Source organism: Neisseria sp. 27098_8_139 (genome assembly GCF_041433195.1).
Taxonomy (GTDB): Bacteria; Pseudomonadota; Gammaproteobacteria; order Burkholderiales; family Neisseriaceae; genus Neisseria; species Neisseria subflava.
Genome location: NZ_JAPWBA010000004.1, coordinates 47,493 through 60,560, shown reverse-complemented (window position 1 = coordinate 60,560; position 13,068 = coordinate 47,493). Strand labels below are relative to the sequence as shown.

Sequence of the window (13,068 nt, the reverse complement as noted above, 5' to 3'; positions counted from 1 at the left end):
ACATATTCCGTTCAGACGGCCTTTATTTTGAAATCAAGCAGGATTATTGTTTTACTGCTTCGATTTGGATATTGATGTCTACTTTTTTGCTCATACCGGCGCTTACCAAATAATCCAAGCCCCATTTGGTACGGTCGATGGTGGTGCTGAAGTCGCCGCCGCACGCTTCTGCTTTTGCCATCGGGCTTTGGTAACAGTTGAATTTGTCGGCTTTGAGTTTCACCGGCGCAGTTTTGCCGTTCATGGTCAGGTTGCCGTCAACAGACAGCAGTTTTTTACCGTTGAAATTGAATTTAGTGGATACAAAACGGATTTCAGGGTATTTGTCTGCATTGAAAATATCGGCAGATTTCAAGTGTTGGGTAAAGTGGTCCGAACCGGTTTGCAGTTTGGACAAAGGCAATACGATATCGATAGAGCCTTGGCGTTTGGCACGGTCAAATTCCAAATTGCCGGTCAAACCATAAATACCGCCGACGTTGGTGCTGGTGTTGAAATGGTCGATGGCAAAGCGGGCATTGGCATGGAATTCGTCCACTTTATAAACAGCGGCAGACGCAGCAGAAGCCAACATGGCCGAACACAATGCAAACATGATTTTTTTCATCGTCTTATCCTTAGAAATGTGAGAAGTTCCCTATCATATCACTTTTTGATGCCAACATCTTTTGCAACTGAGAAAGACAGCGTTTCATCTTAAGAAAACTTCAGGCCGTCTGAAGGATTGAGCAGCAAATTCAGGTGAAGCAAATACAGTTTAGTTTTATTACAAAATAGCGTGCTTCATCGCTCGTAATTGGTATAAAATACCGAGTTATTTCTACAACGGGCCGCCAACCAACCAGCCTATTTCAGACGGCCTCAGCATAAAACAAAGGAACAAAAATGCCTGAATACCGCTCCAAAACCTCTACCCACGGCCGCAATATGGCAGGCGCGCGCGCATTATGGCGTGCGACCGGCGTAATGGAAACCGACTTCGGCAAACCGATTATCGCCATTGCCAACTCTTTCACCCAATTCGTCCCAGGCCATGTGCACCTGCATAATATGGGTCAACTGGTTGCCCGTGAAATCGAAAAAGCCGGCGGCATTGCCAAAGAATTCAACACCATCGCCATTGACGACGGTATCGCCATGGGCCACAGCGGTATGCTCTACTCCCTGCCCAGCCGCGACCTGATTGCCGACTCTATCGAATACATGGTCAACGCCCACTGTGCCGACGCGCTGGTGTGTATTTCCAACTGCGACAAAATCACCCCGGGCATGCTGATTGCCGCCATGCGCCTGAACATTCCGACCATCTTCGTTTCCGGCGGCCCGATGGAAGCCGGTAAGGTTATCGGCGTGGCCAACATCCAGCCCGAACGCCGCTTGGACTTGATTGATGCCATGATCGAATCGGCTGACGACAATATCAGCGACAAACAAGTCGAAGAAGTCGAGCAAAACGCCTGCCCGACTTGCGGCTCCTGCTCCGGCATGTTTACCGCCAACTCCATGAACTGCCTGACCGAAGCACTCGGCCTTTCCCTGCCGGGCAACGGTTCATACTTGGCGACCCACGCAGGCCGCAAAGAATTGTTCCTCGAAGCAGGCCGCATGATTGTCGAAATCACCAAACGCTATTACGAGCAAGACGACGAAACCGTGTTGCCGCGCAGCATTGCCACCAAAAAAGCGTTTGAAAACGCCATGACCATGGACATCGCCATGGGCGGCTCTACCAATACCATTTTGCACTTGCTCGCCGTTGCCAACGAAGCCGGTGTCGATTTCAAAATGGCCGACATCGACCGCTTAAGCCGCGTTGTACCTTGCATCTGTAAAACCGCGCCAAACAACCACGACTACTACATGGAAGACGTGCACCGCGCAGGCGGTATCTTCGCCATCCTGAAAGAATTGGACAAAGCGGGCAAACTGCACACCGACGTGTACACCATCCACGCGCCGACCTTGAAAGACGCGATTGAAAAATGGGACGTGACCAATCCTGAAAACACCCATGCCATCGAACGTTTCAAAGCCGCACCCGGCGGCGTGCGTACTACTCAGGCGTTCTCGCAAAACCGCATGTGGAAAACCCTCGACCTCGACCGCGAAAAAGGCTGTATCCGCAACGTCGAACACGCCTACTCGCAAGACGGCGGTTTGGCAGTCTTGTTCGGCAACATCGCCGAACGCGGCTGCGTGGTGAAAACCGCAGGCGTGGACGAGAGTATCCTCAAATTCACCGGCCGCGCCCGCGTGTTTGAAAGCCAAGAAGCCGCAGTAGAAGGTATTTTGGGCAACCAAATCGTCGCCGGCGACATCGTCATCATCCGCTACGAAGGCCCGAAAGGCGGCCCGGGCATGCAGGAAATGCTGTATCCGACCAGCTACCTGAAGTCCAAAGGCTTAGGCAAAGCCTGCGCCTTGTTGACAGACGGACGCTTCTCCGGCGGCACATCAGGTCTATCCATCGGCCACGCTTCTCCTGAAGCGGCAGAAGGCGGCGCAATCGGTTTGGTACACGAAGGCGACACCATCGAAATCGACATTCCAAACCGCAGCATCCACCTTGTCATTTCCGATGAAGAGCTTGCCGCACGCCGTGCCGAAATGGAAGCGCGCGGCAGCAAAGCGTGGAAACCGGAAAACCGCGACCGCTACGTCTCCGCCGCCCTGCGCGCCTACGGTGCCATGGCGACTTCCGCCGACAAAGGCGCAGTACGCGACGTATCGCAAATCGAACGTTAATTAACCTGACTTTAAGGCCGTCTGAACGCTTCCAAGTGTTTCAGACGGCCTTCATTCAAACGGACCAATATGGACAAATTCATTTTAGCAATGATCGGCATGGCCATTGCCCTGTTGATTATTATTGGCAGCGGGTTTGTCGCTGTCGAATATTTCAAATCCCACCCTGAAGCATTCCAAGTCAAGCCGCCATCAAAATAATCATTCAGCGGCATGAGTCTCAAGGGGAAAAAGCCACAGCTCAAGGCCGTCTGAACGCAGCATATATAATGAAACACATTCTTTACTGGCTGGGCGGTTTTGCCGTCGCCCTCGGCATATTCCAATACTACGAAACCCACCGCTATTCCGAAGACCAGCTCATCTACGCCCAAGCGCCGCAAAATCGTACTGCCGTTGCCGATTTTGACGCCTTGGCGTATTTAAACTTCCTCCGCGCCTCAGCCAATCTGCCCGCACTGGCGCACTCGGCCACGCTCGAACGCGCCGCGCGCAATCATGCCCGCTATCTTCTGCAAAATCCTGACGACGGCCATGACGAACACAATACACGCAATCCCTTTTATACAGGCCCACGCCCATCCGACCGCACGCGCAAAGCCGGTTATGCCTATAAAGGCGTACACGAAAACGTCAGTACCGGCCAGCACCCACCAAACGAAAAAATCAACGACCACCTACCTGCCCAACATCAGCTGGACAACCTGATGACGGCGATTTACCACCGTTTCTCCTTGCTCGATCAAAATATCGACGAAGCCGGTGCAGCGTTTGAATCGCAAGGCAAACAAATCGCGCTGAGCATCAATCAGGGCGACAGCAGATTCAACAGCCTCTGCCAAAAAAACCGCCCCCTCTCCGACCTCAGCCGCTCGTTTTATCAAGATGCCTGTCATGGTCATGCCATTGTTTATGCAGATGAAATTTCCAACCGCAAAACCCGGCCTTACATCACCTATCCGCAAGGCAACTTCGCTTCGCCGGTTTTCCATGGCGAGCGTCCCGACCCTATGCCGCATTATGAAATGACCGGCAATCCGGTCAGCATCGCGTTCTCAGAACAATCGCCCCCGGTCAAAATGCGTTCGTTCAAACTGTATCAGGACACAAAAGAAATCAAAGACGTCAAAATCTTAGATAAAGATAATGACCCAAACCGCCTCCTGACCGAACACCAATTCGCGCTGTTTCCTTTACAGCCCTTGGAATACGACACCGACTACCGTGCCGTGTTCGAATACCGTCAAAACGGAAAAAACAGAACGGCCGAATGGACATTCAGCACGCAAAAACCCGATTACCCTTACTTCATCGTCAAAGGCGGCGAAACGCTGGCCATCGAATCCAGACAAAAATATTTTATCCATTGGCAGGATTTTTGGTGCTTGAAACAATGCGAACGCTACAACTACCGCATGAACCGCGACACCCAAATCGACATCATCGAGCGGCAGGCCGGCGGCATTATTATCCGTGTCAACGGAAGCAAAGGCAGCAGCATCCGCTTAATGCCCGAAGGCGAAGACAGGCGCGCCATTACGCTTTATTTATGGAAATAAAGCCGTTTTCAGACGGCATGAAGCACCAAAAAACTGATAAAATACCGCCTCATTACCCTACGGCAAGCTATCCAATATGACCAAACATCCGCAAACAGCAGCCAATACCCGCTATGCCTTTGCCAGCATTGCCGCCATGTTGGCCGCATTTTTACTGTTCGTTGCCGTGATGTTGCTGCCCTTAGGGCTGACGGCGGACACACAAGTGGGCCTGATACGGTTTTCACTCTACGCAATCGTGCTGTTTGCCGTACTTGGCGGTATTTTTTCTGTACGCGTTGCCTATTTGCGTAAAAAGAACGGAGCATGACATGACCCAAGCCGATAAAATCCCACAAGAAATCCGCCTCCAAAAAGAGCGGCGCGTACTGACTTTGGTCTATGTTGACGGTGCCAAGAGCCTTCCTGCCGAATACCTGCGCGTGTACTCGCCCAGCGCGGAAGTGCGCGGACACGGTGCCGGTCAAGATGTTTTGCAAACAGGCAAAGCCGAAGTCAGCATTACCGATTTAGACCCCGTCGGCCAATACGCCTTGAAAATTACTTTTTCAGACGGCCACGACAGCGGCCTTTACGATTGGGACTATCTCTACCGACTGGCACACAATCAAGACGCGCTTTGGCAAGACTATCTCGACCGCCTCGAAAAAGCCGGTGCGTCCAGAACGCCAAGTGCCGAAGATTTGAAACCCAAACACACACATTCCTGCGGTAGCGGCGGTTGCGGCGGAAAGGCCGTCTGAAAAAAAGCGAAAATATAACATTGGACGATGGCAGGATTATTGACGGCAAAGCGTTCCTCTCCCCGCCCAAAAAAGGACGGGTGTGGCTATCTTCAGCGATACCAAAGCCTGCCCGCAGGCAGTGCGCGCCGCACAAAACGCAGACGTTTTGGTGCATGAAGCAACCTTTGCCGCAGGCGATGAAGAGACAGCGGAACGGGTGTTCCATTCGACCATATCCGATGCTGCCAAGCCGGCTTTGCAAGCCAATGTGAAACAACTTTACCTGACCCACATCAGCACACGTTATACCGAAGAAGAACAACGCCTGATGCTGGAGCGACAGGCACAAACTATATTTCCCGCGTCGAAAGTGGTTGGCGATTTCGACGTATTCGATATCTGAATCCGTATTATTTTAAGAAGGCAGACACTATGAGCGACCACAAAACCCATTTCGGCTTCACGACTGTTGACGAAGACGAAAAAGCAGGCAAAGTTGCCGAAGTCTTCCACTCCGTGGCAAAAAACTACGACATTATGAATGACGTAATGTCCGGCGGTCTGCACCGTGTTTGGAAACATTTCACCATCAATACCGCCCGCCTGAAAAAAGGCGACAAAGTATTGGATATCGCCGGCGGTACAGGCGATTTGTCCCGAGGCTGGGCGAAACGTGTGGGCAAAGAAGGCGAAGTTTGGCTGACAGACATCAACTCCTCCATGCTGACCGTCGGCCGCGACCGCCTGCTCAACGAAGGCATGATTCTGCCTGTATCGTTGGCAGACGCTGAAAAATTGCCGTTCCCCGACAACTATTTCAATCTGGTTTCCGTCGCATTCGGCCTGCGCAACATGACGCACAAAGATGCCGCGCTGAAAGAAATGTACCGCGTATTGAAACCGGGCGGCACCCTGCTGGTGTTGGAATTCTCCAAAGTGTACAAACCTTTGGAAGGCGTGTACGACCTCTACTCTTTCAAACTGTTGCCGATTATGGGCAAACTGATTGCCAAAGATGCCGACAGCTACCAATACCTCGCCGAATCCATCCGTATGCACCCCGACCAAGAAACCTTGAAACAAATGATGCTGGATGCAGGCTTTGATAGCGTGGATTACCACAACATGAGCGCAGGCATTGTTGCCCTGCATAAAGGCGTGAAATTCTAAGGCCGTCTGAAACAAACACAAAGGGCATGATTGATAGACACGCCCTTTGTTTTTAAACCTTCCAAACCAATCTGACACAAACCAAAGGCCATCTGAACAGCCGTAAAACGAAATTAAATATTTCGGTTACACCATTCAGACGGCCTTAATACGTTTAAATCAGCTTATGTACCTGCTTTCACGCTTTGCCATTGACGGACCATAAATTTCAACGCTGCAGGTTGGATAGGTACCATGATAAAGCTGTTTTTCAAATCCTCATCGGTCGGGAAAATCGTATTGTCGTTTCTAAACTCTTCATCCATCAGCTCTTGAGCCGGTTTACTGGACGGTGCATAAGTAACAAAATTGCCGTTTTTTGCCGCAACTTCAGGATCTAAGAAATCATTGATATACGCATGGGCATTGGCCACATGTTTGGCATCTTTCGGAATCACAAACGAATCCACCCAAATCCCCACGCCTTCTTTCGGCATCATTACACGGATTTTTTCCTTGCCGCCTGCTTCTTCGGCACGGCGTTTGGCAATGTTCAAATCGCCGCCAAAACCAATCGTTACGCAAGTATCGCCGCGCGCCAAATCATCGATAAAACCGGACGAAGTAAAACGCTTGATGTACGGACGGTTTTTCTTCAAGACTTCCGTAGCCGCCTTGATATCCGCCGTTTCGCTACTGTTTGGATTTTTACCCATATAGTTCAACACCATAGGATAAATCTCCGCCGCGCTGTCCAAATAGCTGATGCCGCATTGTTTGAGTTTGGACGTGTATTCGGGGTTAAACACCAAATCCCATTGATTGTCCGGCAGCTGATCCGTGCCCAAAGCCTTTTTCACACGCTCGATATTGATGGCGAAAGTATTGGTACCCCAATAAAACGGCACCGCATATTCATGCCCCGGATCGACGCTTTCCATCAGCTTCATCAACTGAGGATTCAAGTTTTTATAGTTGGGAATCAGGGATTTGTCGATTTTCTGATACGCACCTGCCTTAATCTGCCTACCGACAAACGCATTGGAAGGACCCACGATGTCGTAACCCGACTTGCCGGTCAACACCTTGCTCTCCAGCGTTTCATCGCTGTCATATACATCGTAAGTTACTGCGATACCGTGTTTTTTTTCAAACGCGGCAACCGTCTCGGGATCGACATATTCCGACCAGTTGTAAATGCTCAATACCTTTTGATTATCGGTTTGAGCCGCCTTGTCGGCAGAAGTTTTGTCCGAGCCGCCGCAGCCGGCCAGTGCCAGCGCAGTCAGTACGATGAGGGGCAGATGTTTGGTCATTATCATTCCTTGCGTATCCGGTTGAAAATAGAGAGGCATTATAAAGCAGGCAAGCCCAAGCGGATAGGCTTCATTGTTAAAAGATATCGTCCCGCTTGAGGCCGTCTGAAAGCGACGTTAAAACCTTTCTGCCGATAGCTTGAAATATGGTTTTGCGGTAAGATAACGCCCATTCGTTTTTAATCGCAACGCGCCGTCCGGGCCGTCTGAAATCCTTGTAAAAAATTTATCGAGACATTATGAAAACCACCGAACTACGCCAAAAATTCCTGAAATTTTTTGAATCTAAAGGCCACACCATCGTCCGCTCCTCCTCGCTCGTACCACACGACGACCCGACCCTGCTGTTTACCAACGCAGGTATGAACCAATTTAAAGACGTATTCCTCGGCTTTGACAAACGCCCCTACAACCGCGCTACGACCGCGCAAAAATGCGTACGCGCAGGCGGCAAACACAACGACTTGGAAAACGTAGGCTACACCGCCCGCCACCATACCTTCTTTGAAATGATGGGCAACTTCTCCTTCGGCGACTACTTCAAGCGCGACGCCATCCACTTCGCTTGGGAATTCCTGACTTCCCCGGAATGGTTGAGCATCCCTAAAGACAAACTCTTGGCAACCGTTTACGCAGAAGACGACGAAGCCTACAACATCTGGTTGAACGAAATCGGCATGCCTGCCGAGCGCATCGTCCGCATCGGCGACAACAAAGGCGCAAAATACGCATCCGACAACTTCTGGCAAATGGGCGACACCGGCCCTTGCGGCCCTTGCTCCGAAATTTTCTACGACCACGGCGAAGAAATCTGGGGCGGCATTCCGGGCAGCCCTGAAGAAGACGGCGACCGCTGGATTGAAATTTGGAACTGCGTATTTATGCAGTTCAACCGCGACGAACAAGGCAATATGAATCCGCTGCCTAAGCCTTCCGTTGATACCGGCATGGGCTTGGAGCGCATGGCCGCCGTCATGCAGCATGTCCACAGCAACTACGAAATCGACTTGTTCCAAGACCTGCTCAAAGCCGTTGCCCGCGAAACCGGCGCACCTTTCAGTATGGAAGAACCAAGCCTAAAAGTCATCGCCGACCACATCCGCTCCTGCTCCTTCCTGATTGCAGACGGCGTATTGCCTTCCAACGAAGGCCGCGGCTACGTATTGCGCCGCATTATCCGCCGCGCCGTGCGCCACGGTTACAAACTGGGTCAAAGCAAACCATTTTTCCACAAACTGGTGGCCGATTTGGTCAAAGAGATGGGCGATGCCTACCCGGAATTGAAAGAAAAACAAGCTCAAATCGAAGAAGCGTTGAAAAACGAAGAAAGCCGTTTTGCCCAAACTCTGGAAACCGGTATGGCTTTATTGGAAAACGCGTTGGCTAAAGGCAGTAAAAAACTCGACGGCGAAATCATCTTCAAACTCTACGATACCTACGGTTTCCCATACGACTTGACTGCCGACATCTGCCGCGAACGCAATATCGAACTGGACGAAGACGGCTTCAACCGCGAAATGGAAGCCCAACGCGCACGCGCACGCGCCGCACAAAGCTTCAAAGCCAACGCCCAACTTCCTTACGAAGGTCAAGACACCGAGTTTAAAGGTTATAGCGAACGCCAAACCGAATCCAAAGTCCTCGCCCTCTACAAAGACGGCGAGCAAGTCAACGAATTGAACGAAGGCGATGAAGGTGCCATCGTTATCGACTTTACCCCGTTTTATGCAGAATCCGGCGGTCAAGTCGGCGACGTCGGCTATATCTTCGCAGGTGAAAACCGCTTTGAAGTACACGATACCCAAAAAATCAAAGCGGCTGTATTCGGCCAATTCGGCGTACAAACTTCAGGCCGTCTGAAAGTCGGCGACAGCGTTACCGCCAAAGTGGATGACGAAATCCGCAATGCCAATATGCGCAACCACAGCGCAACCCACTTGATGCACAAAGCCCTGCGCGATGTATTGGGCGAGCACGTTGAACAAAAAGGCTCTTTGGTTACCGCCGAATCCACCCGTTTCGACATTTCCCATCCTCAAGCGGTAACTGCCGAAGAAATCGCCGAAGTCGAACGCCGCGTCAACGAAGCCATTTTGGCCAACGTTGCCGTTAACGCCGCCATTATGAGCATGGAAGATGCCCAAAAAACCGGCGCCATGATGCTCTTCGGCGAAAAATACGGCGACGAAGTACGCGTACTGCAAATGGGCGGTTTCTCTACCGAATTGTGCGGCGGTACACACGTTTCACGCACCGGCGACATCGGTCTCTTCAAAATCATCAGCGAAGGCGGTATTGCCGCAGGCGTGCGCCGTATCGAAGCCATCACCGGCCTGAACGCACTCAAATGGGCGCAAGAGCAAGAGCGTTTGGTTAAAGACATCATTGCCGAAACCAAAGCCCAAACCGAAAAAGACGTACTGGCGAAAATCCAAGCAGGCGCAGCACACGCCAAAGCATTGGAAAAAGAATTGGCACGCGCCAAAGCTGAACTCGCTGTCCACGCAGGCGCCAAACTCTTAGACGATGCAAAAGACTTGGGCGCAGCCAAACTCGTTGCCGCCCAAATCGAAGCCGACGCAGCCGCCCTGCGCGAAATCGTGACCGACTTGACCGGTAAATCCGACAACGCCGTGATTCTTTTGGCGGCAGTAAACGACGGCAAAGTCTCCCTGTGCGCCGGCGTATCCAAACCGCTGACAAACAAAGTAAAAGCCGGCGATTTGGTCAAATTCGCAGCCGAACAAGTCGGCGGCAAAGGCGGCGGCAGACCGGATTTGGCACAGGCAGGCGGCAGCGATGCGGAGAAACTGCCCGCGATGATTGAGAGTGTGAAAGACTGGGTCGGCGCGAAGCTGGCTTGATGTGGAAAGGCCGTCTGAAACGTGTTTTCAGACGGCCTTTGCCAACTATCTAGCCGTAGGTTGGGTCTCGATCCAACAGATTTTGTGAAATATAAGAATGTTGGGGCATGCTCCAACCTTATATATCCTATAATCATTATATTTTTAACTCAAAGGATTTGAAATGAAATCTCTTTTGAAAAATCTCAATAAGCTAGAACTGATACTTAACGAATTAGAGGCGCAACCAATTAATCTTAAATTTGATCCATTTGACCCTTTGAGTATTGAATCAGCCATTCAGGAATATAATTATGGTCTTGATTCAATAGCAGGAGATGAAATTAATAATCCAATAATTTCTTCGCTATTAGAGGGACTCAAGGAAAATGCACGTAGTGAAATTATTAGGGAAGCAGCCGAAGCACGACTCAAAAAAGGTGAATAAATGGGATTAGATATTTTTGAAGAAATTAATAATGCTATATTGGACTTGCAATCATCGGAACTGCAAACTTTTGAATGGTCATTAAAAAGGTTAAACGAACTATTAAATGATGAAGTTTTAAAAGTTCACAACGATGAGCTAACAGAAAATTTAAACTTAGAAAAACTTCTAGAAGATAGCTCTAACACAGGTGGTAGTTTTGTTGGTAGCTCAAAATTATTGTTACCAACAGATATGAAAGAAAGATTGGGCTATATTATTTTGCTGGTAAATTGGTTATCTAATGATACCAACGAAGTACTTGATTTTTGCCATCACTATTTCTATAGCGGCAATAAAATTATTGCAGGAATTCATAGCTTTAATAGGCAGGTATTAATACCATTTGCTCGAGATTATAAAAATTACATCACAAGGAAAGGGGCTAATATGGAAGTAAAGAGCTCATCAATAGTATCTAATAACGTATTTATAGTGCATGGGAGAGATGATTTATTAAAAGTAGAAGTGGCAAGACTTATTGAAAAACTAGGTTTATCCGCAATAATTCTACATGAGCAACCAAACTCAGGAAAAACTATTATTGAAAAAATTGAAGAATATACGAATGTTGGATTTGGAATTGTTCTATATACACCCTGTGATATTGGTGGTCAAAAGTTAAGTAATTTAGATACCGATTTAAAACCAAGAGCCAGACAAAATGTTGTTTTTGAACATGGTTATCTTATAGGGAAACTAGGAAGAAATAAAGTGTGTGCATTGGTTAAAGAAGAGGTTGAATTTCCATCAGATATTAGTGGTGTCGTATACCAGAAAGTAGATGACGCGGGAGGATGGAAGTTAAAATTAGCTATCGAATTGAAACAAGCAGGATATTCCATTGATCTAAATATACTGTGTTAGCAGCAGTAGGTCGGGCATGAATGCCCGACCTACAAATCCAAGTTTTCCAACTAATCGTCAGTTTTAAATCTTTGTAAGGCCGTCTGAAAACCCAAACCCCGTTTTCAGACGGCCTTTTTCCGCTAAAATCCCGATACCGTCCAACCCTAAACAAGGAGAATTATCATGCAAGCAAGCCGTAGCCTGCATTCCCACCAACCGCGTGCGTGGCTACGCCACACACCCTACCTGCGGGCGACGCAAACCTTAAGATTAAGGTGTAGGGTGTGTGCGGTACGCACGCACGCGGTTTTTGTTGTTACCAAATGATCCCAAACCATGCCGTAATTCAGTCGGCAGCAAACGCTGCTTGGGTCATGTACCAACAAAACTCAATATCAAAGGCCGTCTGAATTTCAGACGGCCTTTCTGTTTTCATTTCAAGCTAATATTTAAGCTTTTTATTCAATCATCTAACAATCAATCTTTCTCAACCGTAAAAAACAGTTCTTCCTGTTTCAAAGTATTGCCGTCTACATCAGTTAATGCAGCTTCTGCTGCGGAAAACTTGATAACGGCAAGGCTTAGGCTGCCTTGCTCAGTCAGTGCCGTGTTAAGGATGACGCCTGCTTCTTCCTCGCCGACTTTGACGGCAATACCGGCAGCTTCTAAAGAATCGCCGCTTAATACGGCCAGACCGCGTTTGACTTGGCCTCGGTATTGGGCGCGGGCGATGATTTCTTGGCCGGGGTAGCAGCCTTTACGGAAATGGACTGCGCCGATGATGTGTTGGTTGAGCATTTGGGCAACAGCCGCTTCTTTGGTTGCGGCGCAAATCCACGGATAGCCGCTGCGGATTTCGTGCAGGTTCCACGCGTTTTCGGCTCCTGCTTGATATTCGGCTGCGTCTTCGGCTGCTGAAATTTTCAGACGGCCTGTGTGCGGCAAGGCAATTTCTACGGTGTTTTCTTGAATTTGAGCTGGGAAAGACAGTTGCGGTTCGGCAGCAGGATGAGGTTCTGTATTGTCAGCCAACTCGCCGCTGACTGCTAAATCAGGCATAAGCTCGAAGACGACTTTTGCACGCAAGACAAACATTCTCAGGCGTTTGACGATGGCTTCGGTCAAATCTTGCGCCATGACCAACAGCAAATCTTCTCCGCGATTGACGACCAGCATATTCGCCAACACACGGCCTTTAGGTGTATTGTATGTGGCGTAACATGCCTGACCGATAGCTAAATTATTAATATCGTTAGATAATTGACCGTGAAGAAATGAAGCCCTGTCTTCGCCGCTGACACGGACAACGCCGAAAAAAGGCAGGCGGGTTTGCATAATCGACTCCTTAAATTGTAGATGCTGAATTATCGCCCAAATTGCTGCTTATTATCAAAT

General features: G+C 49.4%; 14 protein-coding genes. 11 read left to right on the top strand and 3 right to left on the bottom strand.

All coding sequences use genetic code 11. The annotated features are described in order from the left end of the window. Positions 1-43: 43 nt before the first annotated feature. Positions 44-607 carry a YceI family protein gene (locus O3660_RS05985; RefSeq protein ID WP_049351253.1) on the bottom strand — a complete coding sequence of 188 codons (564 nt, stop codon included), beginning with the start codon at positions 605-607 and terminating at the stop codon, positions 44-46. A gap of 278 nt (positions 608-885) precedes the next feature. On the opposite strand from O3660_RS05985, the gene ilvD reads away from it, so the two are divergent. The 7 genes from ilvD to ubiE all read left to right on the top strand — a co-directional run bounded on the left by ilvD (position 886) and on the right by ubiE (position 6,199). Continuing rightward, positions 886-2,745 (top strand): dihydroxy-acid dehydratase, encoded by a 1,860-nt coding sequence (ilvD, locus tag O3660_RS05980; protein ID WP_049351254.1) that lies wholly within the window; start codon positions 886-888, stop codon positions 2,743-2,745. A 69-nt stretch (positions 2,746-2,814) separates the two neighbouring features. After that, positions 2,815-2,946, top strand: a complete 132-nt coding sequence (locus O3660_RS05975) for a hypothetical protein (RefSeq protein ID WP_315611839.1) — start codon at positions 2,815-2,817, stop codon at positions 2,944-2,946. A gap of 68 nt (positions 2,947-3,014) precedes the next feature. Further along, positions 3,015-4,304: a CAP domain-containing protein gene (locus O3660_RS05970; RefSeq protein ID WP_049351255.1), complete on the top strand. Its 1,290-nt coding sequence runs from the start codon at positions 3,015-3,017 to the stop codon at positions 4,302-4,304. A 76-nt stretch (positions 4,305-4,380) separates the two neighbouring features. Continuing rightward, positions 4,381-4,614 (top strand): hypothetical protein, encoded by a 234-nt coding sequence (locus O3660_RS05965; RefSeq protein WP_003746394.1) that lies wholly within the window; start codon positions 4,381-4,383, stop codon positions 4,612-4,614. 1 nt (position 4,615) lies between these two features. Continuing rightward, a complete protein-coding gene (locus O3660_RS05960; protein WP_003746392.1) occupies positions 4,616-5,047 on the top strand; it encodes a gamma-butyrobetaine hydroxylase-like domain-containing protein in 432 nt (143 codons plus the stop codon). An 82-nt stretch (positions 5,048-5,129) separates the two neighbouring features. Then, on the top strand, positions 5,130-5,432 hold the full coding sequence (locus O3660_RS05955) for an MBL fold metallo-hydrolase (protein ID WP_049351256.1): 303 nt from the start codon (positions 5,130-5,132) through the stop codon (positions 5,430-5,432). 29 nt (positions 5,433-5,461) lie between these two features. Then, positions 5,462-6,199, top strand: a complete 738-nt coding sequence (gene ubiE, locus O3660_RS05950; protein ID WP_003746386.1) for a bifunctional demethylmenaquinone methyltransferase/2-methoxy-6-polyprenyl-1,4-benzoquinol methylase UbiE — start codon at positions 5,462-5,464, stop codon at positions 6,197-6,199. Positions 6,200-6,363: 164 nt separating this feature from the next. Here the strand turns inward: ubiE and O3660_RS05945 are convergent, their stop codons facing one another. Next, positions 6,364-7,494, bottom strand: a complete 1,131-nt coding sequence (locus O3660_RS05945) for a polyamine ABC transporter substrate-binding protein (protein ID WP_049351257.1) — start codon at positions 7,492-7,494, stop codon at positions 6,364-6,366. A gap of 239 nt (positions 7,495-7,733) precedes the next feature. Between O3660_RS05945 and alaS the strand changes: the two genes are divergently transcribed. The 4 genes from alaS to O3660_RS05925 all read left to right on the top strand — a co-directional run bounded on the left by alaS (position 7,734) and on the right by O3660_RS05925 (position 12,000). Continuing rightward, the gene (gene alaS / locus O3660_RS05940) at positions 7,734-10,358 is read left to right on the top strand and encodes an alanine--tRNA ligase (RefSeq protein WP_049351258.1); all 2,625 of its coding nucleotides are present in this window, start codon (positions 7,734-7,736) and stop codon (positions 10,356-10,358) included. Positions 10,359-10,521: 163 nt separating this feature from the next. After that, entirely contained in the window at positions 10,522-10,785 is a 264-nt protein-coding gene (locus O3660_RS05935) for a hypothetical protein (RefSeq protein WP_049351259.1), read from the top strand. After that, complete coding sequence (locus O3660_RS05930; RefSeq protein WP_004519952.1) at positions 10,786-11,691, top strand: TIR domain-containing protein; 906 nt, start codon at positions 10,786-10,788, stop codon at positions 11,689-11,691. It begins immediately after the preceding gene. A 165-nt stretch (positions 11,692-11,856) separates the two neighbouring features. After that, positions 11,857-12,000 (top strand): hypothetical protein, encoded by a 144-nt coding sequence (locus O3660_RS05925; RefSeq protein ID WP_318250343.1) that lies wholly within the window; start codon positions 11,857-11,859, stop codon positions 11,998-12,000. 150 nt (positions 12,001-12,150) lie between these two features. Here the strand turns inward: O3660_RS05925 and O3660_RS05920 are convergent, their stop codons facing one another. After that, the gene (locus tag O3660_RS05920; RefSeq protein ID WP_049351260.1) at positions 12,151-13,008 is read right to left on the bottom strand and encodes a folate-binding protein YgfZ; all 858 of its coding nucleotides are present in this window, start codon (positions 13,006-13,008) and stop codon (positions 12,151-12,153) included. Positions 13,009-13,068: the final 60 nt, after the last annotated feature.